The sequence below is a fragment of the Halorubrum sp. CSM-61 genome (genome assembly GCF_003781945.1).
Classification (GTDB): Archaea; Halobacteriota; Halobacteria; order Halobacteriales; family Haloferacaceae; genus Halorubrum.
This window is the reverse complement of sequence record NZ_RJJW01000002.1, coordinates 317,489-339,571: the sequence shown is the minus strand read 5'-3', so window position 1 is coordinate 339,571 and position 22,083 is coordinate 317,489. Positions and strand designations below refer to the sequence as shown.

Sequence of the window (22,083 nt, the reverse complement as noted above, 5' to 3'; positions counted from 1 at the left end):
GCCGTCCGCTCGGAGCCGAGCCTACAGGTCGTCGCTGTCGAACTTCCAGAGCCCGGCGAGCGGCGGCGCGATCGTCCAGAACACGAGCATCGACACCGCCGAGACCTGCCGGTTGACGGTCTCGCCCGTGAACAGCTGTTCGCCGAGGAACGCGTTGGACAGCAGTTCGACACCGGTTATCGGGTTCGCGACCCGCAGGAACACGCTGACCTGCTGTTGGGAGGCCGGCAGCGGGTCGATCAGCCCGCTCGCGGCGTCGAGAAGCTGCCCGGTGACGAAGCTCCACAGCACCACGAACAGGACGAAGATCGCGACCCCGCCGATCAGCGCGCGGCGCTGCGTCGTCGCGGCCGCCGAGCAGCCGACCGCGATGGCGACGAAGACGACGCCGAGGACCGCAGCGAAGACCGTGTAGCCGAGGAACGCGCCCACGTTGAACGTCGCGAGCGCCCCGGTCTGCGCGAGCCCGAACAGCACGAGCGCCGGCAGCAGGAAGCCGGTGAGGACCGCGAGCGCGAGCGCGGCGCCCCGCCCGATCACCTTCCCGAAGACCACGTCGGCCCGGGAGTGCGGCAGCGACAGGAGCAGCTTCAGCGAGCCCGACTCGCGCTCGCCGCTGACGGCGTTGTACCCGACGACGACGCCGACCAGCGGGACGAGCGTCGTCACGAGGAAGGGGCCGACGGCGAAGCTCAGGAGGGCCTCGGTCGCGAACTGCTCGCCCTGACCGGTCGGCCTGACGACGTACGCGAAGACCGCGACGAGCAGCGAGAACAGCGCCACGAGGATCAACATTCCGCGGGAGCGCACCGCTTCCTGGAAGTCCTTCTCCGCGATGGCGGCGAGACTCATCGGCTCACCTCCTCGGCGTCGGCGGGGTCGTCTGCGTCGCCGGCAGGATCATCCGCGCCCTCGCTGGCGGCGTCATCAGCGTCGCCGACGGTGGCGTCATCTGTGTCGCCGACGGTGGCGTCAGCGTCAGGCCCGTCCGCCGCGTCGGCGTCTCCCGAACCGGGCGCGTCGCCCTCGGTGTACGCTAAGAAGAGGTCCTCCAGCGAGGCCTCGCGGGTGTGGAAGTCGGCGACGGCGACGCCCGCGTCCTCTAAGGCGCCGATGACCCGCGTCTTCGCCCCGTCGGCGCAGCTCACGACGAGGGTGTCCCCGTCGCGGTCGACGCGGCTCACGCCGTCGAGGTCGCGGACGGCGTCGACGGCCGCGTCGCTCGCGCCGTCCGCGTCGCCGCCGGCGATCGCGATCTCCAGCGTCTCCTCGCCGCCGACGGCCTCGCGGAGCCCCTCGACGGAGTCCTCGGCGACGAGCTCGCCCGCGCGGAGGATTCCGACGCGGTCGCAGACGGCCTCGACCTGTTCGAGGATGTGCGAGGAGAAGAAGACGGTCGCGCCGCGGTCGGCCTCGGCCCGGACGATCTCGCGCATCTCCTTCGCGCCCGCCGGGTCGAGCCCGGAGGAGGGCTCGTCGAGGATGAGCAGGTCGGGGTCGCCGGCGAGCGCCATCGCGAGCGCGAGGCGCTGGCGCATCCCCTTCGAGTAGCCGCCGGCCTTGCGGTCGGCGTCGTCGAGGAGCCCCACGCGGTCGAGGAGGGCGTCGGGGTCGTCGTCGGCCTCCTTCGAGCGGACCGCGAACTCGACGTGTTTCCGGCCCGTGAGCCGATCGTACACCGCGAACCCGTCGGGGAGCACGCCGGTGCGCTGACGGATCGCGACGCCGTCGGCGGTGGCGTCCTGATCGAGCACGCGCACCGTCCCCTCGGTCGGCCGGACGAGGTCGAGCACCATGTCGATTGTCGTCGACTTGCCGGCGCCGTTCGGACCGAGGAAGCCGTACACCTCCCCCTCTTCGACGGTGAGGTCGAGGCCGCGAACGGCCGTGACGTCGGCGAACTCCTTCGTCACGCCCCGCAGTTCGATAGCGGTCATACCGCCCCGTTGCCGCGTCGCCGGATAAAGGGTTGTGGGTCGTGACGGCGAGTCGGGAAGCGCGTAGCGGCGCGTCGGGACTACGGCACCGGGCACAGGACGCTCACGACGACGTCATCGAGAACGAAACTTGAACCCGGTTGAATGACAGATGAATGATTATAAGAAATGATTATAGGATATCTGACTGTCCTTTTCGGCTCGCAGCGCCTCCGCCCCGACGAAAGTGAAGGTTCGTTTCGATATTCGAAAACCGATAGACGCGGGAATAATTTCCCGACTTCGAAAATTTTAATTATTTATGTATATCATGTCAGCCGGGATGATACCGACACCGCTCCAAGCAACTGTTCAGTTCTCGCACAGTCCGCTACTAACATTTATAATTGGTTTGATAATTGTCGTCGCGATGCTCGTGTGGCTGGATCTCCCGGCGTTCATCGGGCTGATCATCTCGGCGTTCTTGGTCGGGGTCGTGAACACGATCTTCGTCGCGGACTTCACCGCCGCCGACGCCGGAAGTCAGGTAGCGACGGCGTTCGGGGACGGCATGGCGGGGATCGGGATTCCGATCCTGATGGCGGCGATCATCGGGAAGGGGATGTTGGAAAGCGGCGCGGCCCAGCGGGTCGTTCGTGGGTTCCAAAACGTGCTCGGCGAGAGCAACTCCGACATCTCGCTGCTCGGGAGCAGTTCGGTGTTGGCGATTCCGGTGTTCTTCGACAGCGTGTTCTACCTCATGGCGCCGCTCGCCCGGTCGATGCGCGCCCGCGTCGGCCGTGACTACACGCTGTTCATCGTCGTCGTCGGCGCGGGGGCCGCGACGACGCACGTGTTCGTCCCGCCCACGCCCGGTCCGCTTGCGGTCGCGGACCAGATCGGCAGCAACCTGTTCACGACGATCGTCATCGGGCTGGTGACCGCCGTTCCGGCGGCGATCATGTCCGGGCTCGTCTACGGGCGCTGGATCAACAGCCGGCTCGACATCCCGCTTCGGGACACGATGGCGACCTCGACGGAGGAGCTACAGGAGGTCGCCGACCGGCCGACCAGCGAGCTGCCGGGCGTGCTCGAGTCGCTGGCGCCGATCCTGCTCGCGGTCCTGCTAATCGCGTCCTCGACGTTCGTCAACACGTTCCAAGAGGTCGTTCCGGTCCTGACCTCGCTGCAGCCGATCACCGACTTCCTCGGCGACAAGAACGTCGCGCTGACCATCGCCGCGCTCGCCGCCGCGTACACGTTCTACCGCTACGACTCCATGACGCGGAGCGAGTGGAGCGACGAACTCACCGAGGCCCTGAAAAGCGGCGGGAACATCGCCGCGATCACGGCGGCCGGTGGTGCCTTCGGCGCGCTGCTCGCGGCCTCCGGAATCGGCGATTACCTGGCCAACGCGCTCCAGGAAGTTGGTATCGGCCTGCTCGTTACGGCGTGGCTCATCGCCGCGATCGTCCGCATCGCGCAGGGGTCCGCCACGGCCGCGATGCTGACCGCCGCGGGGATCATGGCGCCGCTCACCGGGCAGTTGACCGTCCACCCGGCCTACCTCGTGATGGTCATCGGCGCCGGCGGGAACATCTTCTCGTGGTTCAACGACTCCGGCTTCTGGCTCGTCAGCGAGATCGGGGGACTCACCAAGACGGAGACGCTGAAGACGTGGACCGCGCTGACGACGATCATCTCGGTGACCGGCCTCATCACGGTGCTGATCGTCTCGACGATCTTCCCGCTCGTCTGACGCGAGCGGCTCGTATTTTTTTTAAGACGCTAAGGGGAGTCCCGTCGCTACTCGTCACCCTCGGGCGGCCACGCCACTCCGCGATCGGCGAGTAGATCGGCGAACTCCTCCTCGTCGACGACGGGCACGCCCTCCGCGTCGGCGACGTCGCGCTTCGATCGTCCAGGGTTCTCGCCCGCGACGAGGTAGTCGGTGTTGCCCGAGACGCTCGACGTGGCGTCGGCGCCGTGGGCCTCCACGTGCGCCTGCGCCTCGCCCCGCGTCGTCGACAGCGACCCGGTGAACACGAAGGTCAGCCCGTCGAGTTCGTCTGCGGTCTCGACAGCGACCGACTCGGGGTCGACCCCGCGCTCGCGGAGTCCCTCGATCGCCGCCCGATTCTCCTCGTTGTCGAGGAACGTCCGGATCGATTCGGCGACCTCGGGGCCCACGTCGTCGACCGCCCGGAGCGCCGCCTCGTCGGCGTCGAGTATCGCGTCGAGGTCGCCGAAGTGCGCGGCCAGCGCCCGGGCGGTCGTCGCGCCCACGTCGGGGATCCCGAGCCCGGCGAGGAACGCGTCGAGCGGGGGTTCCGTCGTGGCCTCCAGCTCCGCGATCAGGTTCTCGGCGCTCGTCTCGCCCCACCCCTCCAGCGCGGCGAGGTCCTCGACGGTCAGGTCGTACAGGTCCGGCAGCGACGCGACCAGATCCGCTTCGCGGAGCTGTTCGACGCGCTCGGGACCCAGCCCCTCGACGTCGAGCGCATCCCGACGCGCCCAGTGTTCGATCGCCCGCTTCAGCTGCGCCGGACAGCCGAGCCCGCCGGTACAGAACGCGAGCGGCCCGTCGCGCTCGACCGGCGCGTCGCATATCGGGCAGGCGTCGGGGAAGACGTAGGTCCCCTCGGAGCGCTTCTCGACCACCTCCGGGACGTAGGGGATCACGTCGCCGGCGCGGTAGATCCGCACGCGGTCGCCGACGTTCACGCCGAGCGCCTCGATCTCGGCGGGGTTGTGCAGCGTCGCCCGCGAGACGGTGACGCCGCCCACGTCGACCGGGTCGAGTTCGGCGACGGGGGTGAGCCGGCCCGTGCGACCCACCTGCACCGTGACGCCCTCCACGGTCGTCGTCGCGGTGCGGGGCGGGAACTTGTACGCGAACGCCCAGCGCGGCGCCCGCGAGGTCGACCCGAGCGCCTCGCGGTGCGCGCGGTCGTCCACCGAGATGACGACCCCGTCGATCGCGAAGTTCAGGTCCTCGCGGTCGGCCATGAGCCGGTCGCGGTAATCGAGCGCGCCCTCGATGTCGTCGACGCGCTCGACCCGGTCCGTGCGCCGGAGCCCGAACGCGTCGAAGGCGTCGAACTCGGCCCAGTGGGTGTCGGGGCGCTCCACAGACGAGCCCGCTCCGTCGTTTTCCCACCCCAACACGTCGAAGAAGAACACCTCGAGGGGGCGCTCCGCGACGACCGACGGGTCGAGCTGCCGGAGGGTGCCGGCGGCGGCGTTGCGGGGGTTCGCGAACGGCTCCTCGCCGCGCTCCATCAGCGCCTCGTTGTACGCCTCGAACGCGTCGCGGGGCATGTACGCCTCACCGCGGACCGCGAGCCGGTCCGGCGCGTCGCCGCGCAGCTTCCCGGGTACGGACCGGATCGTCCGGACCTGTTCGGTCACGTCGTCGCCCGCGGTCCCGTCCCCCCGCGTGGCGGCGCGGACGTACCCCCCGTCTTCGTAGACCACCTCGACCGAGAGCCCGTCGAACTTCGGCTCGCAGACGTACTCGACCGCGTCGGGGTCGAACCCCTCGGCGTCGAGCCCGCGCCGGACGCGCTCGTCGAACTCGCGGACCGCCTCCGCCTCGGTCGCGTTGTCGATCGATCGCATCGGCGCGACGTGCTCGACCGTCTCCAGCTCGTCGAGCGGTTCGCCGCCGACCCTGCGGGTCGGGGAGTTCTCCGTCGAGAGGTCGAACGCGTCCTCCAGTTCTTCGAGTCGGGCGAACAGCCGGTCGTACGTCTCGTCGGCGATCAGGGGGTCGGCCCGCACGTAGTACCGGTAGTCGTGCTCTCGGACCGCCGCCCGGAGCAGCGACGCCTGCTCGGCGGCCTCGTTCTCAGAGAGCTCCGCGACCGGCTCGAAGTCGGTCGGCGGCGACTCCACGTAGGGGTTCTCGTCCGGGTCCGCGTGCCGGGGCGACGACCCGGAGTTCGCGCTCGTCATCGGCCGATCCTTGCGTCGGCTCGGGTTAAAAGCGACCGTTCGGTGGCGGGTGCCTGTATCTCGCTATCACCCGTCCCATTCACACGGCGCGTAGTCGACGACCCCCTGAGAGACGTGAATGTCGTCGTCGGTTATCGTGACATCCGCTTCCTTGCGAAAGTCGTCGACGACGAAGTCGTATCGACGCGGCTCCTTCTCATCGGTCAGGGTCTCGACGGTCAGCTCGTAGCTCCCGAACTCATCGGTGGGATGGTATTTCCGGAAGTCGTCCGACTCGATCGTGACGGTCTCGTCGATGAGGGTCTCTTCGCCGACCACCTCGATACGGACCTCGTGTTCGCGGTCGGCGGTGTTTCTGACGGTGATCGCCGGTGGATTCGGCGCTCTGACCGATTCGACCTCGGTGAGCGTGAGGATCTGTGTCCCGCCGTCACCGTCCTCGACACGGGGATCGTAGGGTGTGTCGTAGAGGACGATGTACGAGTAGGACGGGTCGACCGCATCGTCGAACAGCAACGATTCCGATCGGTACTCGCCGTCTTCGAGGACGGTGTTGATTTCGGCTTGAACGTCGTCAGGAAGCTGGGAATACTCGATTTTGATCAAGTGACACTGATCGTAGTCGGGCCCGGAAGCCTCCGACTTCTCCGAGGCCTCGGAGTTCTCCGGAGACTCGGAATTACCCGAAGGCTCCGAATCGGCGGGCGACAGACAGCCGGCCGACGGGATTCCGATCAGACACGCGCCGGCCAGTCGTAACACACGCCGCCGACCATCAGTCATACACGACCGGTCTAACGAGTCAGGTGAATACTTTGTGCCGACCCCGGATTCTGCTCGCTATCTCGCCCGTTCGCCCGCGGCGAACACCGCTTCCGGCTCCTGCCACGCCGTCACGTCCTCGGTCGGGTCGGCGTCGAGCACGACGAGGTCGGCGCGGTACCCCTCCTCGATCCGGCCCACGTCGTCGAGCCCGAGCAGGTCGGCGGCGTTGACGGTGGCCGCCTCCAGCGCGCCCTCGGGCGAGAGGCCGTAGTCGACCATGTACTCGAGCTCCCGGGGGATGTCCCCGAAGAAGTTGAAGGGGGTCCCGGCATCGGTCCCCATCGCGATCGGCACGTCGGCCTCGAGCGCGCGGTCCCACGCGTCGTCGAAGCGGTCGGCGGCGTCCTCGGCCTTCGCGACGGCGTCCTCGGGGATACCGGCCTCGGTCCCGTGATCGACGATACCGCGGAGCGCGCTCGCGGTCGGCACCCAGTAGGTGCCGCGCTCGGCCATCATCTCGGCGGCCTCGCGGTCCATGAAGGTTCCGTGCTCGACGCTCGAAATGCCGGCCTCGACCGCGTTCTTGATCCCCTCCTCGCCGTGGGCGTGAGCCGCGGTGGGAGTGTCGGTGGGCGCGGCGGCGTCGGTGAACGCCTCGAGCTCCTCGGGGGTGAGTTCGGGCGCGCCCGTCACCGCGCCCTCGGTGAGGACGCCGCCGGTCGCCATGCACTTGAGCACGTCCGCGCCCGCCTTCAGCTGCTCGCGGGCCGCCTTCCGAACCTCGCTCGGCCCGTCAGCTTCGCGCCCGAACCAGTTGCCGTGGCCGCCGGTCATGATCACGTTGCGGCCGCACGCGAGGACGCGTGGGCCGTCGATCTCGCCGGCGGCGACCGCCTCGCCCGCGTCGAGCGCGAGCGTCCCGCGGCTCCCCAGATCGCGGACCGTCGTGACCCCGACTTCGAGCGCGTCGCGGAGGTTGCCGGCCGCTCGGTAGCTCGCGGTGTAGTCGCTCTCGGAGACCGCGGTGGCCACGTCCGGCCGCCCGTCCATCATGACGTGGACGTGCGCGTCGATGAGGCCCGGCGCGACCACCGACCCGCTCGCGTCGGTCTCGGCGTCGACCGCGTCCTCGCCGCCGATCTCCTCGACCGCGCTCGGCCCGACCGCGGCGATCTCGCCGTCCGCGACGGCGACGTCGCCTTCGCGGGTCCCGTCGGCGTCGACCACTCGTCCGCCTCGGATCACGTGCATGTTCCCACAGGAGAGCGTTCGACTCGTAAACGCTCGGGTCCCGGTAGTCCGTCGCAGGTCGGGGGCCAGTTCCGGGAGCACGTCCCGGAGCGGGTATCCGCCCCGGGAAGCCGTCGCGGATCACCCTCGACCCGGTGGCGTGTCACAAGTTGGTTTGTGTCATACACCCATACCTATAACCGACCGGCCGCCGATTTCCCGACCATGGCAAGTGACAAGCAACCAGGCTCGCCCGGCGGGCTGTACGCGCAACGCATCGGGACCCCCACGACCGACGACGAGGTGAACGGGTTCTGGCTGTTCGGCTTCGGCGTGTTGCTCGGGCTGGCCGGGGTCGTCCTGTTCTTCCTCACCGAGTCGGCGACGACGACCCGCGGGATCGCGTACGCGCTGGCGGCGCTGGCCCCGCCGTTCGTCATGCTCGGCGCGGTGATCCGCTTCCCGCTCCGACGGGCCGGGACGTACCTCGGCTACCTCGGGACGGCGGTCAGCGTCCTCGGGGTGGTCTGGTTCGTGAACATCTTCCCGGACGGCTGGTTCACCGCCTCCGGCGACCCGACCGTGATCGCCGTGTACGGAATCGGACTCGGGCTCATCGGGCTCGCGGGGACGGTCGTCCCGCTCATCACCGACCCGGTCCGCGAGGACTACGAGCGGATGCAAAGCGAGACCGCGGCCGCGACGGCCGAGCGCGACGAGACGAGCGCGGAGCTCGCGTCGACCCGCGAGAATCTGGAGTCGACGCGTGAGGACCTGAAGACGACCCGCGAGGAGCTCGCGACCGCCGACTCCGAGCTCGAAGCCGCCCGCGCGGAGACCGCGGCGCTGCGCGAGAGCAAGGCGCGGTTCGAGCTGTTCGAGGACGCCGGCGGCAAGCCGCGCTGGCGGCTCCGCCACCGCAACGGCAACGTGATCGCGACGGCCGGACAGGGGTACAGCAGCCGCGGCAAGGCCCAGAAGGGGCTCCACAGCGTCCGGCGGAACGCGCTCGGCGCCGGAATCCTCCGGATCGAGACCCCGGTCGCGGAGGCCGAGGCGATCGCCGCCGACGACGGCCCCGAACCCGAGGACGCCGCGGACCCGGACGTGGCCGTCCCGAGCGACGACGAGGAGATCGCGAGCGAGGCGACCTTCGAGCTGTTCGAGGACGCCGGCGGCGAGTGGCGCTGGCGGCTCCGCCACGACAACGGGAACGTCATCGGGGACTCCGGCGAGGGGTACGCCTCCAAGTCGAACGCGAAGCGCGCTCTCGGCCGGGTCCGCGAGCACGTCGCCGCCGCGGATTACCTCCGGGTCGACCCGACCGCCTTCGAGGTGTTCCGCGACGCCGGCGGCGAGTGGCGCTGGCGGCTCATCCACGAGAACGGGAACGTCCTCGCCGACTCCGGCGAGGGCTACTCCTCCCGGTCGAAGGCCCGACAGGGGCTCGACAGCGTGCGGTCGAACGCCGCCGACGCGGCCCTCGAGGTCGACGGCGAGGAGCGCGAGAGCGGGGACGGAAACGCCGCATTCGAGCTGTACGAGGACGCTGCGGAGGAGTACCGCTGGCGGCTCCGCCACCGCAACGGGAACGTCATCGCCGACTCCGGCGAGGGGTACGCCTCCCGGTCGAACGCGCGGGACGCGATCGGGCGCGTCCGCGAGTACGGTCCCGACGCCGACGTGTTGGACGTCGGCAGCGCCGCCTTCGAGATCTACGAGGACGCCGGCGGCGAGTGGCGCTGGCGGCTCCGCCACCGCAACGGCAACATCGTCGCCGACTCCGGCGAGGGGTACGTCTCCCGGTCGAACGCGGTCGAGGCCGTCACGTCGGTGAAGCGGAACGCTCCCGGCGCGGAAGCGGAGACGGTCGAGGCGGGCGAGTAAGTCGGGTCGGCCGGGGCGGTTTTCGAGTTCTCTTAAAAGTCGATCAGGACGCCGCCAACAGCTTCAGCCGCAGGTCGCGCTCGTCGACCTCGTACTTGAACGCGGGGTGGCCGTCGACGAGCACGTAGGGGACGCGCTCGCCGTACTCCTCGGCCAGTTCGGGGTCCTCGTCGACGTCGACCATGTCGAGGTCGATCGCCACGTCGAGGTCGGCGGCGACCTCCTCGATCGTCTCGCGGGCGACCTCGCACAGCGAACAGTCCTCGCGGGTGTACACCGTGACGGGGACGGCCTCAGAGGCGTCCGGCTCGCTCATGCGTGACGGGTGGGTCGTCGAGGCCGAGTCGCTTTCGATCGGTCGGAGACGTGGTCAATGTACCGGTGGTGTGGTGAACACCGCCAAAGCCCCAGCCGCTCGCTTATAAGTTGCTAACAGCCGATCGACGGTCAAGACCTCCAAAGCCCCAGCCGCTCGGTACTACGTGATCGATGATTCCGCGGTCAAGACCTCCAAAGCCCCAGCCGCTGCGGGCGGCGCACGCTCGCTGCGCGCTTCAGTCGCTCGCGTTGCTCGCTCCCTCCAGTGCTTGCATCGCCTGCGCCGCCCGCAGCGGCTGCCCCTTTGAGTCCCGCCCGACCACACCGCAACCGCACCTCACGCCTCCCCAGCCTCGTCGGCCGGCGCTTATAAGCGCCGGCCGACTCCCTCGCGCGGCGCTCCTCACGGCTGCCGAGGGCAGCCGCTCGGAGGCGCGCGCCACCGCACATCAGTTATAAGTAGAGTGCGCATCGCTGTCTCGAACTCCGGCCAGCGTCACAGAAATCGGGGCGTTGAGATCGAACGTTGCCAGCGGCGGATCCGGCCGAGTCGTTTCTTAAGCGATCTTCTCGTACTGCTCGGAGAGCTTGTCGGCGGCCTCGTCGAGCAGCTCCGACTCGTACTCGTCGAGGTCCCACTCGACGACCTCCTCGACGCCGTTCGAGCCGAGCTTCGCGGGCACGCCGAAGGCAGTGTCCTCGTGGCCGAACTCGCCGTCGAGCACGACCGAGCAGGGGAGCACCTCGCCGGTGTCGTTCACGATCGCTTCGACGGTGTGCGCGACGCCGGTGGCGGGACCCCACTGCGTGGCGCCCTTGCGGCTGATCACGTCCATCGCGGACTCCTGCAGGTCTTCGAGGATCGCCTCCTTCTCGTCGGCGCCGAAGCTCGGGTCGCGTCCGTTCACGCGCACCTTCGAGAAGACGGGGGCCTGCGCGTCGCCGTGCTCGCCGAGGATCGTCGCCTCGACGTTCCTCACGGGCGCGTCGAAGCGCTGCGAGAGGACGTAGCGGAAGCGCGCCGAGTCGAGCCGACCGCCGAAGCCGACCACCTTGTGGCGGTCGCGGTCGCCCGCCTCGTACAGGTGGCGGTTGAGCAGGTCCACCGGGTTGGAGGTGGTGACGGTGACGAAGTCGTCGTTGTGCTCGGCGAGCGACGAACCGATGTCCTCCATGATCGGCGCGTTGTCGCCGGCCAGGTCGATCCGGGTCTGGCCCTCCTTGCGCGGGATGCCGGCCGTGATGACGACCACGTCCGAGCCGGCGGTGTCCTCGTACTCGCCCTGCCGGACGGTCGTGTTCGAGTCGTAGGCGACGCCGTGGTTCGCGTCGGCCGCCTGCCCGATCGTCGTCTCGCGCTGGTCCGGGATGTCGACGAAGACGAGCTCGTCGACCACGTCCCGCAGCGCGAGGTTGTACCCGGCCGCGGCACCGACGGTCCCCGCCGCACCGATGACGCTCACTTTTGTCATACCGTGTGAACTCGGGGTCGGGCGGCGAGTAAACGTTTCGGAACCCCAGAAGCGTCCGTGTGGTTTCGGGGCGTCGCTTCCGCCGAGCCGTCGCGAAAGCTCTAACTCCGGCGGCCGCACACACCCATCCAGTGCCGACGTTCCGCTACCCGTGTCCCGGCTGTCGGACGACCAACAGCCTCCACGACGCCGACTGCGACTTCGAGGGCGTGAGCTGGCCGACCATCGAGAAGGCGTACACGGATCTGCTCACCGTCCTCACCGCCGAGCCGAACGGGATGGCCGAGTCGACGCTCCGCGAGGCGGTCCACGGCGAGTGGGGCGGCCTCCACAAGGCCGCGCTCGACGCCCTGGAACGCGAACAGCGGGTCGTCGAGGACGGCGACCGGCTCCGGCTGCTCACGGCGGCGGAGTTCAAGGAGCGCGTCTCCGAGCCCACCCGCGACCCGATGCGGACCGTCTACGAGCACGGCTCCGTCCCCGGCTGCCACGACAACGCCGTCTTCGCGATGGTGGCGTGGTACGAGATGGTCGGGCTCTCGTGGCCCGAGACCCGCGAGAACGTGATCGAGTGGCTCCGCGAGTCCGGCGCGTGGGACCGCGGCGGCTTCGAGGAGTCGACGCCCGAGGAGCTCGTCGACGCCAAGCGCCACGTGTACGACGAGGGGTACGGCTGGAAGGAGAAGGGACAGTCGGCGAAACGCGTCATCGAGCGGCATTTATAACTCGGAGCGACCACCGACCACGGCGACCTCCCGCGTCCACCTGATTTTTAAATCCCCGCGCGGCGTTTCGCCATCGTGACACATCCGGAGGCGGGCGCGGCGTCGTTCGGAGACGCGAGCGAGGGCGTCGACGATGACCGCGTCGGCGACGGCGACGACCCCCCGAGACCCCCGGCCGTCGCCAATCCGCGGCGCGCGCTCGCCGTGGTGATCGGCGTCGTCTTCATCGACCTGGTCGGCTTCGGGATCGTGATCCCGATCCTCCCCTTTTACGTCAGATCGTTCGGCGTCAGCGACGCCTTCATCGGCCTGCTCGCGGCGTCGTACTCCCTCGCGCAGTTCCTCGCGGCGCCCACGCTCGGCCGGCTCTCGGACCGGATCGGGCGCCGACCCGTCCTGCTCGCGTCGCTCGCGGCCGCCGGGGTCGCGTGGACGACGTTCGGCTACGCCGGTGAGGCGGGGGCGCGCTTCGGGACCGTCGCGGCGCTGGCGACGCTGTTCGGTTCCCGAACCCTCGCCGGGGCGATGGGCGGCAACATCGCCGCCGCGCAGGCGTACGTCGCCGACATCACGCCTCGGGACCGGCGGGCGGGCGCGCTCGGGCTCATCGGGGCCGCGTTCGGCCTCGGATTCGTCTTCGGGCCGGCGATCGGCGGCCTGCTCGCCGCCGACCCCGTGGTCGCCCGCGCCGACGCTCTCCTCCCGTCGTTCGTCCCGGCCACCGCCTACTCGCTCCCGAGCTTCGCGGCGGCGGGGATGAGCTTCCTCGCCGTCGCCGTCGGGTTCGTCTTCCTCGAAGAGCCGACTCGGACGCGCCCGACGGCGGGAGAAGCGGAGGCCGGCGGGCGGCGCACGACCGCGGTCGGCCAGTTCCGCGACGCGCTCGCCTCGGCCGCGCTCCGGCCGCTGACGGTCGCGTACTTCGTCGTCGCCGTCGCGTTCGCGGGCGTTCAGGTGATGTTCATCCCGTTCGTCGCCGACGCGTTCGGCTACGACGCCACGGCGGCGGCGTTCCTCCTCACCTACGTCGGCGTCCTCGGCGCGGTAAATCAGGGGGTGCTCGTCGGCCGGCTCTCGCGGGTCGTCCCCTCGCGGACGCTCGTCGCGGCCGGGTCGGTCGTGCTCGCGGCCGCACTCGTCGGGATCCCCGCGACCGGGCTCGTCGACCGGGCGGCCGGCGGCGTCGCCGTCGGCGGCCCGGCGTGGCTCACGCTCCCACTCGTCGCGCTGCTCGCCGCGCTCGCGATGCTCTCGCTCGGGAACGCCCTCGTGAACGTCTCGCTGGCGACGCTCGTCTCGACCTCCGCCGGCGACGCGGAGCAGGGGGCCGCCTTCGGGGTGACGCAGGGCGCGTCGAGCCTCGGGCGGACCGTCGGCCCGCCCCTGATGGCGGTCCTCTATACCGTCGCCGTCGCGTCGCCGTTCCTCGCCGGGGCGCTCCTCCTCGTCCCCGTCGCGGTCGCGTTCGGGCGGTCGGCGGGCTCCGGACGGTCGGCGGACTGAGGGAGCGAACCGTCGCAGCGCGATAGTTTTACCTCGCGGGTCGCCCACCTGACCGACACATGCTCGACGCCGTCCCCGCGTGGCCCGCCGTCGGTTCGATCGCCGGCGGGGCGGGGGCGCTCGGCCTCGCGCTGGCGATCCGCGAACGCCGAGGTCGCCCCGGCGTCGACTGGTTCCTCGGGGTGTTCGCCGCGCAGGCGACGTGGTGCCTCTCCTACGGGGTCGGGCTGCTCGTCACGGACCCGGCGCTTCGGGCGGCGCTGGAGACGACGATGTGGCTCGGGATCGTCTGGACCGGGATCGCCTTCCTCGGCTTCGCGCTGGAGTACACGGGACGGAGCGACGTGGTCCGGAGCCGCCCCTTCGCGGCGATCGTCGGCTTCGGCCTCCTCTCGACCGCGCTCGTCGCCACGAACCCCCTCCACGGGGCGTTCTGGACCGGGTTCGGATTCGACCCCGTCTTCGGCGTCGAGACCGTCTCGTACGCGTTCGGCCCGTGGGCGTACCTCGTCGTGGCCGTCGAGACCGTGCTCGTCGCCAGCGCCGTCTTCCTGCTGGTCGACACCCTGCTCAGCTACGGCCCCCTCTACCGCCGGGAGAGCGCTGCGGTCGCGCTGAGCTCGCTGCCGCCCGGTCTCGCGCTCGTCGCGTGGGCGCTGGAGCTCGGCCCGGTGCCGCAGCTCCAGCTCGCGCCGATCATGTTCGTCCCGCACGTGCTGCTCGACGCGTACGCGTTCGACCGCGCGGAGATGTTCGACCGCAACCCGACGACCAGCCGCGCGGCCGAGCGCACCGCGATCGACGACCTCGCGGACCCCATCGTCGCGCTCGCGCTCGACCGACGCGTCGTCCGGCTCAACCCCGCCGCCGAGCCGGTTCTGGGCGTCGACGCCGAGACCGCGCGCGACCGCCCGCTCGCCGACTTCCTCGACCTGCCGGTCCGCGTCGGCGACGCGGAAACGGAGTCGGAGTCCGACGGCGCGGACCCCGCCGGCGGCTCCCGCGAGATGGTCGAGGTCGACTCGGCGGCCGGGACCGGTCGGCGCACCTACGCGGTGTCGACCTCGCGGCTGACCGATCCGAACGGGACCCACGTCGGGTACACGGTCGTCCTCTCGGACATCACGGAGCGCGAGCGCCGTCGCCAGCAGCTGGAGGTTCTCAACCGGATCTTACGCCACAACCTCCGGAACGACGCCGGCGTCGTTCACGGCTACGGCGAGATCCTCCGCGATCGCCTCGACGACGACGAACTGGTCCGGATGGCCGACGCGATCGAGCGCCGCGCCGGCGCACTGGCCGCGCTCGGCGAGAAGGCCGGCACCGTCGAGCGCCTCGTCTCCGACGTCGACGCGAGCACCGTTGCGGTCGACGAGGTCGTCGCGTCCGCGGTCGCCGACGCGCGAGAGCGCGACCCCGACGCGACCGTCGACTTGGTCGCAGAGGACCTCGCCGACGGCGAGTGGACCACGCGCATCAGGGAGGACGCGCTCCGGGCGATCGTCGAGAACACCGTGGAGAACGCGCTCGACCACCACGACGGCGAGGGGAGCGAGCGGGGGGACGGGGGAGCGTGGGTGCGGGCGTCGCTGCGGCGAGAGAGCGAGAGGGAGGCCGACGCAGACGACGCGAGGAGTGCAGGCGACGCGAGCGACGGTCCCCGATCCGTCCTCACCGTCGAGGACGACGGCCCGGGCATCCCCGATCACGAGGTCGAGGCGGTCGAGTCCGGCCGGGAGACCGCGCTCGAACACGGCTCGGGGCTCGGGCTCTGGGTCGTCGAGTGGGGCGCCGCGGCGATCGGCGCCGAGGTCGACTACGCCGACCGCGAACCGCGCGGGACGCGGGTGACGGTGTCGATCCCGGTCGTGGAGGAGGCGTGAGTCGGGAGAAAAAAAATCGATCTATGACATCTATAAAAGCGCCGTATTCGAACGCCTTAGTCGCTCTGAATGCGAGGGGCTAGCATAAATGTCACATGTCCGAGCCCCTCGGCGAAGCCGTAGTGGAGCTTGACGGGGAACTCCTCGCCGAGCTCGATGGTGACCTCGGCGTCGGAGGGGATCGCCTTGTTCATGTCCTTGAGGTAGTCGAGGCTGAACAGCGAGTCGGCGGGGCCGGCGGTGAGCGCGATGAGGTCCTCGCGGGCGAGCCGCAGGTCGACGTCGTCGGTGTCGCCCTCGGCCTCGATGAAGAACGCCTCGTCGGTCTCGTCGACGCGCAGCCGGATGTGGTCGGAGACCATGTCGGCGGCCTTGATCCCGCGGTCGATCTGGGCGCCCTCGACGACGATCTCGGAGGCGAGATCGAGGTCGGGGATGTCCGGCTCCTGCCGGATTGAGTCGGGGTCGATGAGCGCGAGGGTGTAGCTCAGGCCGTCGATCTCGATGTGGAGCTTGCGGGTCTCCTCGTCGAGTTCGAGGTGGATCAGGTCGCCGGAGTTGGCCATGCCGGCGATGTCTTCGAGGCGGGCGAGGTTGACGCCGATGACGCCGCCGTCGGCCTCGTAGGACTCGAACGCGGCGGCCTCGAGGGTGAGGTCGACCATGCCGACGTTGGCGGGGTCGACGGCCCGGATGGAGAGCTCCTCCTCGTTGAGGCGGATCTTGCACTCGTCGACCAACACGCTCACCGAATCGAGCGCGTCCTGTAGCGTCGACGCGCCCACGATGGCCTTGAACATATACGTTCGGCTAGGGCGGTATCACCTAAAAAGGCACCCGATCGGACCGGCACGGAAACGCTCAAAGCGACCGGATCAGCCGGGCGACGACGACCGCGAGCGTGACCACGGTTCGCCACAATCGGAGGCGTTCGAGCCGGTATTCGGCCGACTCCGGACCGCACTCGTCGTCGTCCCCGTCGCTTTCGCTCCGATCGCGTTCCGACCGATCGGATTCCGATCGATCGCGGGCCACCTCCGCGGGAGGATCGACGCCGTCGCGGGGACGGTCGGATTCGGATCGGTCGGGTCCGTCTCGATCGGCGCCGACACGATCGGGTTCCCGATCGCTCCGGGTAGGGGCCGGTTCGGGGTTCGCGCTCTGCTCGCCGCTCCGATCGTCGCTCGATACGTCCGTCGTCGGGGGTGCGGGGATCTCGTCGTACATGGAACGGCTGCGGCCGACTGGTCGACCGCACGCGACGATACGAGGTTAATTCATAAGTATTTGAGCCGAATGCAAAGCGGAACTGAAAGTCGTCGGAGACGGGGTGCGCTCTCGGAGGGGGACGGCGGTGTCGCTCGGGGTTCAGATCAGCGGTTCGACGATCTCGCGTCCCTCGGCGAGGAGGTCGTCGACCGCCGCCTCGGAGTCGGCCTCCGCGTACACCCGGAGCTTCGGCTCCGTTCCCGAGGGCCGGACGAGCAGCCACGAGCCGTTCTCCAAGAGGAGCTTGAAGCCGTCGAGGGTGACCACCTTCGCGACGCCGTGGCCGGCGACCGACTCGGGGATGTGCGCTTCGAGTTCGTCGAGAACCCCCGCTTTGCGGGCGTCGGGACAGTCGAGCGACACGCGCCCGGAGGCGATCTCCCCGTGCTCGTCGAGCAGGCGATCGACCCGGTCGTCGAACGGCTCCGCGGCGTGGGTACCCGCCGCGAGCAGCGCCATCAGCACGCCGTCCTTCTCGCGGACGTGGCCGCGGAGGGTGAACCCGCCCGACTCCTCGCCGCCGAACAGCGCGTCGTGGTCTCCCATCGCCTCGGCGACCCACTTGAAGCCGACCGGGGTCTCGTACACCGCCTCGCCGTGCGCCTCCGCGATGCGGTCGACGAGGAACGTGGTGGAGACGGTGCGGACGGCGGGTCCGGAGTCGTGTTCCAAGAGCCGGTCGTAGCAGGCGGCGTAGAAGAGGTTCGCGTTGAGTACGCCGCGCTCGGGCGTGACGACCGCGATCCGGTCGGCGTCGCCGTCGTTGGCGATCCCCAGGTCAACGTCGCTGTCGGGGTCGGTCACGCGGGCGGTCAGTTCCTCGAGGTGCTCGGCCGACGGCTCGGGGGAGCCCCCGCCGAAGGTCACGTCGCGGTCGCAGCGCAGGCGGACGACCTCGGCCCCCGCGGACTCGAGGAGGGCGTCGGTGACCCCCCGTCCGCTCCCGTGCATCGCGTCGTACGCGACCGTGAGGCCGTCGAGGTCGACCCCCTCGCCGCCTGTCGCGGTGCCGACGACCTCGCGGGCCGCGGCGGCGTGGTCGCTCACCAGATCGACTCGCGAGATCTCGCCGCGCTCGGCCTCGGGGAGGAGGTCGGGCTCCGCGAGCCGGTCGACGATGTCCTCCGTCACTCCGGGGAGCGCGGGCGCGCCGTCGTCCGGGATGAACTTCACGCCGTTGTACTCGGGAGGATTGTGCGAGGCCGTGACCATGCACGCGCCCGCCAGTCCGCGGTCGACGATGGCGTGCGCGATCACGGGCGTCGGCGCGTCGCGCTCGGGGAGGAGCACGTCGAAGCCGTTGCCGGCGAGCACCTCGGCGAGGCTCTCGGCGAACCCCTCCGAGGTCTCGCGGGCGTCGTAGCCGACCGCGACCGGCTCGTCGCGTCCCGCCGCCGCGAGGTGATCGGCGACCGCCTGCCCCACGATACGCACGCGCTCGTCGGTGAAGGTGTCGAGGGTGGCTCGCCACCCGTCCGTGCCGAAGGCAATCTCGTCCATGTCGGCCACGTCGGCGGCGGGGACAATAATGCCCGGTGTCCCCTCCCGGTCGCGAAGGGTGGAGGAGCGAGGCGTCGATTGCGATTTATAAATGAACGGCGGTGGCGTCGCCGGCGGCTTCGCCGCCGGCTGCAAGAGGCGCGTCGCGCCTCCCTGCGCCCCGGTGAGCGGCCGTCAGGCCGCGAACAGCGAGGGACCGAAGGTCCCTCTGTCAGCCGGCGGCAGCGCCGCCGGCGACGCCGGTGCGAGGGACGCCGCGAGCGCTTTTAAGCGCGAGCGGCGAGGCTGGGGAGGCGTGAGGTGCGGTTGCGGTGCGGGCGGGGCGGGACTCAAAGGGGCAGCCGCTGCGGGCGGCGCAGGCGTTCACGAGAGCTCCGCTCTCGTGAGCCAATCAGAACGCAAAGCGTTCTGATGACGACGTAAGCAGCGTGGCGCGTAGCGCCACGGGCAGCCGGCGGCTTCGCCGCCGGCGACACCGCAACGAGGGAGCGAACGCCGTGAGCGACCGAGTGAGGAGCGTGGTTCGAGAGAGCAAAGCTCTCTCGTCATCACGAAAGGCGCTCTGCGCCTTTCGAACGACAGCGAGCGTGCGGCGCCCGCAGCGGCTGGGGCTTTGGAGGTGTTCACCGTCGATCCGCCGTGAGTAACCACTTATAAGCGAGCGGCTCGGACTCCGGGAGCGTTCACCGTCGCTCCACTGTCAGATACGTACAAGCTATCGCCCGCGTTTTTTGTCGCCTCGCCTCGAACCCGGCGTATGACCCGAATCGTCGCCATCTCCGGCAGCCGTCGGGAGGCGAGCACTACCCGGGCCGCGCTGTCGGTCGCGCTCGACGCCGCGGGAGACGCCGGCGCCGAGACCGACCTGATCGATCTGGGCGCGGTCGACCTCCCGCTGTACCACCCGGACGAGGACGTACAGGGCGACAGCGAGGCGCTGACGCGGCGCGTCCGCGAGGCCGACGGCGTCCTCGCCGGCAGCCCGGTCTATCGCGGCTCCTACTCCTCGACGTTCAAGAACTTCCACGACTTCTGCGGCTCTGACGAGTACGCGAACACCGCCGTGGGGCTGCTCGCGACCGCCGGCGGGGGCTCGTACGGCGGGACGCTCGAACACCTCCGGTCGACGTTCCGGAACGTCCACGCGTGGACGGTGCCCCACGAGGTCGGCATAGAGGGGGCGTCGCGGGCAGTCGAGACGGGAGAGAACCCGGCGATCGTCGACGACGACGTCCGGCGGCGCACGGAGACGCTGGCGCGCGTCGTCGTCGAGCACGCGGAGCGGCTGCGGAAGTGATCAGGGACCGAGGCGGGTCGGCTGCCGCGACCCGCCGCGCTTTTGAACGACTCCCCTCTACGACGCCCATGACCGAACCGGGTGACGACGACCGTGTCCGCTAACCGGAAGGGCGACCGCCGCGAGCGGGAGCTGGTGAACGCCCTCGACGACGCTGGGTTCGCCGTGATGCGCGCCCCGGCCAGCGGCGCCGCGACGGAGCGGGAGCTCCCCGACGTGCTCGCGGGCGACGGCGACACGTTCTACGCGATCGAGGCGAAGTCGAGCGCGGGCGACCCGATCTACCTCACCGGCGAGGAGGTGGAGGCGCTCCTCTTCTTCGCGCGGAACTTCGGCGCGAAGGCGCGGATCGCGGTCCGGTTCGACCGCGAGGACTGGTACTTCTTCCACCCCGGCGACCTGTACACCACTGACGCCGGGTCCTACCGGGTGAAAAAGGAGAAAGCGCTCGCGGAGGGGACCGACTTCCCCGAGTTCGTCGGCGAGACCGAGAAGGTGACGCTCGGCGAGGTCGGCGACGGCGGCGGTGAGGGCGCGGGGGACGGAGTCGACCCCGAGGCGGAGGAGCGCCGGGAGATACTGGAGGCGGTGCGAGAGGGGCACATGCCGGTCGAGGACGCGCTCGACGTGTTATGACCCGCGGCGAGACGGGCGTTCGGCGCGCGGAGACCCCCTCGCTTATCCCTCGCGGCGTCGAACGTCGAGGCGAATGAGCGAGGAGTTCGTCCTGCTCGAACCCGACGATCAGCCCGGCGACGAGTGGGAACAGCTGGACGTCTCCGACACGGAGGCGGACCGGATCGCCCGCCGACAGGACCGGGAGTTCGACGAGTTCCGCAAGCGGATCAAAGACACCGAGCAGTTCAAACTCCAGGAGTCGGTGTTCGACGACGCGACGCTGGCGGCCCTTTATAAACTCGTCCAAGACGGGTATATCGACGCCTTCGGCGGGCCGGTGTCCACCGGGAAGGAGGCGAGCGTCTTCGAGGCGCTCGGCGGGCAGGCGGGCGAGCGGCCGGAGCCGGGGTCGGAAGCCGCGGGCGGCGGTCCCGAGGGCGTCACGCCGGAGCGCGAGGTCGCGGTGAAGGTGTACCGGATCAACTCCTCGAACTTCCGGCACATGCGCGAGTACCTCGAGGGCGACCCGCGCTTCGAGGGGATCGCGAGCGACAAGAAGGCGGTCGTGCTGGCGTGGACCCGCAAGGAGTTCGCGAACCTCAAACGCGCGCGCAAGGCCGGCGTGCGGGTTCCCGAGCCGATCGCGGTCCAGCGAAACGTCCTCGTGATGGAGCTCGTGGGACACGCCGAGGACCGCGCCCGGCGGCTGAACGAGGTCGACGTCGAGAACCCCGAGACCGCCTACGAGGTCGTCCGCGAGTACATGCGCCGGCTCTACCGCGCCGGGCTGATCCACGGCGACCTCTCCGAGTACAACATGATCATCCACGAGGGCGAGCTGGTGATCATCGATCTGGGGCAGGCGGTGACGGTGCACCACCCGAACGCGGGGGAGTTCTTAGAGCGGGACTGCGAGAACGTGGCGACCTTCTTCACGCGGGAGGGGATCGACGTCGACCCCGACGACCTCCGCGCGTACGTGACGGAGCCGGAACCGGAGCCGAGCGGGGAGCCGGGAGCGGACGGAGGGTCGGACCCGGAGCCGAGCGGGGAGTCGGAGAAGTAGATCGCGGTGAAATCGCTCTGAATCCTCCGAAGACCACCGTCACGCGGCCACACACCTCCCGCGGCGGAACACGCTTAAAAGGCTCCGACGGTAACTCGTGGTATGCAACACGTGACGGTTCCGCAGGACCGGATCGGCGTCGTCATCGGCGCCGGCGGCGAGACGATGCGGGAGATCGAGGAGCGGGCGAACGTGCGGCTCGACATCGACTCGGAGTCGGGCAGCGTCGCCATCGAGGAGCGCGACGACCCGGTCGCCGCGCTGGTGGCCCCGGACATCATCAAGGCGATCGGGCGGGGGTTCAAGCCGGAGACGGCGCTGTCGATCCTCGACCACGACCTCCGGACGCTCGACCTGATCGACCTCTCGGAGCACACCCGCAACGACAACGACCTCCAGCGCAAGAAGGGCCGGATCATCGGCGAGAACGGTCGCACGCGGGAGCTGATCGAGGAGCTGTCGGGCGCGAACGTCGTCGTCTACGGCTCGACCGTGGGCGCCGTCGGTCAGCCCGAGGAGCTGGAAGTGGTTCGGCGGGCGGTCGGGATGCTGTTGGACGGGGCCCCGCACGGCGCGGTGTACTCGTACTTGGAGCGCATGTCGAACGAGCTCGACGACGACGTGAGCTTCAACGCGCCGCATTGACATCCTCCCCGCGCTAAAACGCGAGGATTCCT

Annotated in this window: 19 protein-coding genes; 9 read left to right on the top strand and 10 right to left on the bottom strand. The window is 69.9% G+C overall.

Annotated features, from left to right (window positions below):
• Positions 1 to 21 precede the first annotated feature (21 nt).
• A complete protein-coding gene (locus EDM04_RS04685) occupies positions 22 to 852 on the bottom strand; it encodes an ABC transporter permease (protein ID WP_123619992.1) in 831 nt (276 codons plus the stop codon).
• Positions 849 to 1,937 carry an ABC transporter ATP-binding protein gene (locus EDM04_RS04680; protein WP_123619991.1) on the bottom strand — a complete coding sequence of 363 codons (1,089 nt, stop codon included), beginning with the start codon at positions 1,935 to 1,937 and terminating at the stop codon, positions 849 to 851. The genes EDM04_RS04685 and EDM04_RS04680 overlap by 4 nt, the downstream gene beginning before the upstream one ends.
• Before the next feature lie 322 nt (positions 1,938 to 2,259).
• Here EDM04_RS04680 and EDM04_RS04675 point away from each other — a divergent pair, with 322 nt between their 5' ends.
• Positions 2,260 to 3,675, top strand: coding sequence for a GntP family permease (locus EDM04_RS04675; RefSeq protein ID WP_123619990.1), 1,416 nt, complete (start codon positions 2,260 to 2,262; stop codon positions 3,673 to 3,675).
• A gap of 47 nt (positions 3,676 to 3,722) precedes the next feature.
• Here EDM04_RS04675 and ligA read toward each other — a convergent pair whose 3' ends face one another.
• The 3 genes from ligA to EDM04_RS04660 form a co-directional block, all read right to left on the bottom strand.
• Positions 3,723 to 5,873, bottom strand: coding sequence for an NAD-dependent DNA ligase LigA (ligA, locus tag EDM04_RS04670; RefSeq protein ID WP_123619989.1), 2,151 nt, complete (start codon positions 5,871 to 5,873; stop codon positions 3,723 to 3,725).
• Positions 5,874 to 5,939: 66 nt separating this feature from the next.
• On the bottom strand, positions 5,940 to 6,479 hold the full coding sequence (locus EDM04_RS04665; RefSeq protein WP_123619988.1) for a hypothetical protein: 540 nt from the start codon (positions 6,477 to 6,479) through the stop codon (positions 5,940 to 5,942).
• 234 nt (positions 6,480 to 6,713) lie between these two features.
• Complete coding sequence (locus EDM04_RS04660) at positions 6,714 to 7,889, bottom strand: amidohydrolase family protein (RefSeq protein WP_206424422.1); 1,176 nt, start codon at positions 7,887 to 7,889, stop codon at positions 6,714 to 6,716.
• Positions 7,890 to 8,093: 204 nt separating this feature from the next.
• Between EDM04_RS04660 and EDM04_RS04655 the strand changes: the two genes are divergently transcribed.
• Complete coding sequence (locus EDM04_RS04655) at positions 8,094 to 9,755, top strand: HVO_2922 family protein (RefSeq protein ID WP_123619987.1); 1,662 nt, start codon at positions 8,094 to 8,096, stop codon at positions 9,753 to 9,755.
• Between the two features lie 43 nt (positions 9,756 to 9,798).
• On the opposite strand, the gene EDM04_RS04650 is transcribed toward EDM04_RS04655, so the two are convergent.
• Together EDM04_RS04650 and mdh are read right to left on the bottom strand one after the other, a co-directional pair.
• Positions 9,799 to 10,071 (bottom strand): glutaredoxin family protein, encoded by a 273-nt coding sequence (locus tag EDM04_RS04650; protein ID WP_123619986.1) that lies wholly within the window; start codon positions 10,069 to 10,071, stop codon positions 9,799 to 9,801.
• A gap of 559 nt (positions 10,072 to 10,630) precedes the next feature.
• On the bottom strand, positions 10,631 to 11,545 hold the full coding sequence (mdh, locus tag EDM04_RS04645) for a malate dehydrogenase (protein ID WP_123619985.1): 915 nt from the start codon (positions 11,543 to 11,545) through the stop codon (positions 10,631 to 10,633).
• A gap of 131 nt (positions 11,546 to 11,676) precedes the next feature.
• On the opposite strand from mdh, the gene EDM04_RS04640 reads away from it, so the two are divergent.
• From EDM04_RS04640 to EDM04_RS04630, 3 genes are all read left to right on the top strand, one after another.
• Positions 11,677 to 12,270, top strand: coding sequence for a hypothetical protein (locus tag EDM04_RS04640; protein WP_123619984.1), 594 nt, complete (start codon positions 11,677 to 11,679; stop codon positions 12,268 to 12,270).
• Positions 12,271 to 12,345: 75 nt separating this feature from the next.
• Complete coding sequence (locus tag EDM04_RS04635; protein WP_123619983.1) at positions 12,346 to 13,773, top strand: MFS transporter; 1,428 nt, start codon at positions 12,346 to 12,348, stop codon at positions 13,771 to 13,773.
• Positions 13,774 to 13,832: 59 nt separating this feature from the next.
• Positions 13,833 to 15,656, top strand: coding sequence for a histidine kinase N-terminal 7TM domain-containing protein (locus EDM04_RS04630; protein WP_123619982.1), 1,824 nt, complete (start codon positions 13,833 to 13,835; stop codon positions 15,654 to 15,656).
• A 56-nt stretch (positions 15,657 to 15,712) separates the two neighbouring features.
• Here the strand turns inward: EDM04_RS04630 and EDM04_RS04625 are convergent, their stop codons facing one another.
• The 3 genes from EDM04_RS04625 to EDM04_RS04615 all read right to left on the bottom strand — a co-directional run bounded on the left by EDM04_RS04625 (position 15,713) and on the right by EDM04_RS04615 (position 18,425).
• Entirely contained in the window at positions 15,713 to 16,456 is a 744-nt protein-coding gene (locus EDM04_RS04625; protein ID WP_123619981.1) for a DNA polymerase sliding clamp, read from the bottom strand.
• A 61-nt stretch (positions 16,457 to 16,517) separates the two neighbouring features.
• Complete coding sequence (locus EDM04_RS04620; protein WP_123619980.1) at positions 16,518 to 16,883, bottom strand: hypothetical protein; 366 nt, start codon at positions 16,881 to 16,883, stop codon at positions 16,518 to 16,520.
• 141 nt (positions 16,884 to 17,024) lie between these two features.
• On the bottom strand, positions 17,025 to 18,425 hold the full coding sequence (locus tag EDM04_RS04615; RefSeq protein WP_123619979.1) for a phosphoglucomutase/phosphomannomutase family protein: 1,401 nt from the start codon (positions 18,423 to 18,425) through the stop codon (positions 17,025 to 17,027).
• A 757-nt stretch (positions 18,426 to 19,182) separates the two neighbouring features.
• On the opposite strand from EDM04_RS04615, the gene EDM04_RS04610 reads away from it, so the two are divergent.
• The 4 genes from EDM04_RS04610 to EDM04_RS04595 all read left to right on the top strand — a co-directional run bounded on the left by EDM04_RS04610 (position 19,183) and on the right by EDM04_RS04595 (position 22,051).
• A complete protein-coding gene (locus EDM04_RS04610; RefSeq protein ID WP_123619978.1) occupies positions 19,183 to 19,722 on the top strand; it encodes an NADPH-dependent FMN reductase in 540 nt (179 codons plus the stop codon).
• Positions 19,723 to 19,803: 81 nt separating this feature from the next.
• Positions 19,804 to 20,358, top strand: a complete 555-nt coding sequence (gene hjc / locus EDM04_RS04605) for a Holliday junction resolvase Hjc (RefSeq protein WP_123619977.1) — start codon at positions 19,804 to 19,806, stop codon at positions 20,356 to 20,358.
• A gap of 73 nt (positions 20,359 to 20,431) precedes the next feature.
• Positions 20,432 to 21,406: a serine/threonine-protein kinase Rio1 gene (rio1, locus tag EDM04_RS04600; protein ID WP_123619976.1), complete on the top strand. Its 975-nt coding sequence runs from the start codon at positions 20,432 to 20,434 to the stop codon at positions 21,404 to 21,406.
• 102 nt (positions 21,407 to 21,508) lie between these two features.
• Positions 21,509 to 22,051, top strand: coding sequence for a KH domain-containing protein (locus EDM04_RS04595; RefSeq protein ID WP_123619975.1), 543 nt, complete (start codon positions 21,509 to 21,511; stop codon positions 22,049 to 22,051).
• Positions 22,052 to 22,083 lie beyond the last annotated feature (32 nt).

Excerpts from the sequence above, each read along its gene's own strand:
- EDM04_RS04685 (WP_123619992.1), bottom strand. The coding sequence starts at position 852 with ATGAGTCTCGCCGCCATCGCGGAGAAGGACTTCCAGGAAGCGGTGCGC.
- EDM04_RS04680 (WP_123619991.1), bottom strand. The coding sequence starts at position 1,937 with ATGACCGCTATCGAACTGCGGGGCGTGACGAAGGAGTTCGCCGACGTC.
- EDM04_RS04675 (WP_123619990.1), top strand. The coding sequence starts at position 2,260 with ATGATACCGACACCGCTCCAAGCAACTGTTCAGTTCTCGCACAGTCCG.
- ligA (WP_123619989.1), bottom strand. The coding sequence starts at position 5,873 with ATGACGAGCGCGAACTCCGGGTCGTCGCCCCGGCACGCGGACCCGGAC.
- EDM04_RS04660 (WP_206424422.1), bottom strand. The coding sequence starts at position 7,889 with ATGCACGTGATCCGAGGCGGACGAGTGGTCGACGCCGACGGGACCCGC.
- EDM04_RS04655 (WP_123619987.1), top strand. The coding sequence starts at position 8,094 with ATGGCAAGTGACAAGCAACCAGGCTCGCCCGGCGGGCTGTACGCGCAA.
- EDM04_RS04650 (WP_123619986.1), bottom strand. The coding sequence starts at position 10,071 with ATGAGCGAGCCGGACGCCTCTGAGGCCGTCCCCGTCACGGTGTACACC.
- mdh (WP_123619985.1), bottom strand. The coding sequence starts at position 11,545 with ATGACAAAAGTGAGCGTCATCGGTGCGGCGGGGACCGTCGGTGCCGCG.
- EDM04_RS04630 (WP_123619982.1), top strand. The coding sequence starts at position 13,833 with ATGCTCGACGCCGTCCCCGCGTGGCCCGCCGTCGGTTCGATCGCCGGC.
- EDM04_RS04625 (WP_123619981.1), bottom strand. The coding sequence starts at position 16,456 with ATGTTCAAGGCCATCGTGGGCGCGTCGACGCTACAGGACGCGCTCGAT.
- EDM04_RS04620 (WP_123619980.1), bottom strand. The coding sequence starts at position 16,883 with ATGTACGACGAGATCCCCGCACCCCCGACGACGGACGTATCGAGCGAC.
- EDM04_RS04615 (WP_123619979.1), bottom strand. The coding sequence starts at position 18,425 with ATGGACGAGATTGCCTTCGGCACGGACGGGTGGCGAGCCACCCTCGAC.
- EDM04_RS04610 (WP_123619978.1), top strand. The coding sequence starts at position 19,183 with ATGACCCGAATCGTCGCCATCTCCGGCAGCCGTCGGGAGGCGAGCACT.
- rio1 (WP_123619976.1), top strand. The coding sequence starts at position 20,432 with ATGAGCGAGGAGTTCGTCCTGCTCGAACCCGACGATCAGCCCGGCGAC.
- EDM04_RS04595 (WP_123619975.1), top strand. The coding sequence starts at position 21,509 with ATGCAACACGTGACGGTTCCGCAGGACCGGATCGGCGTCGTCATCGGC.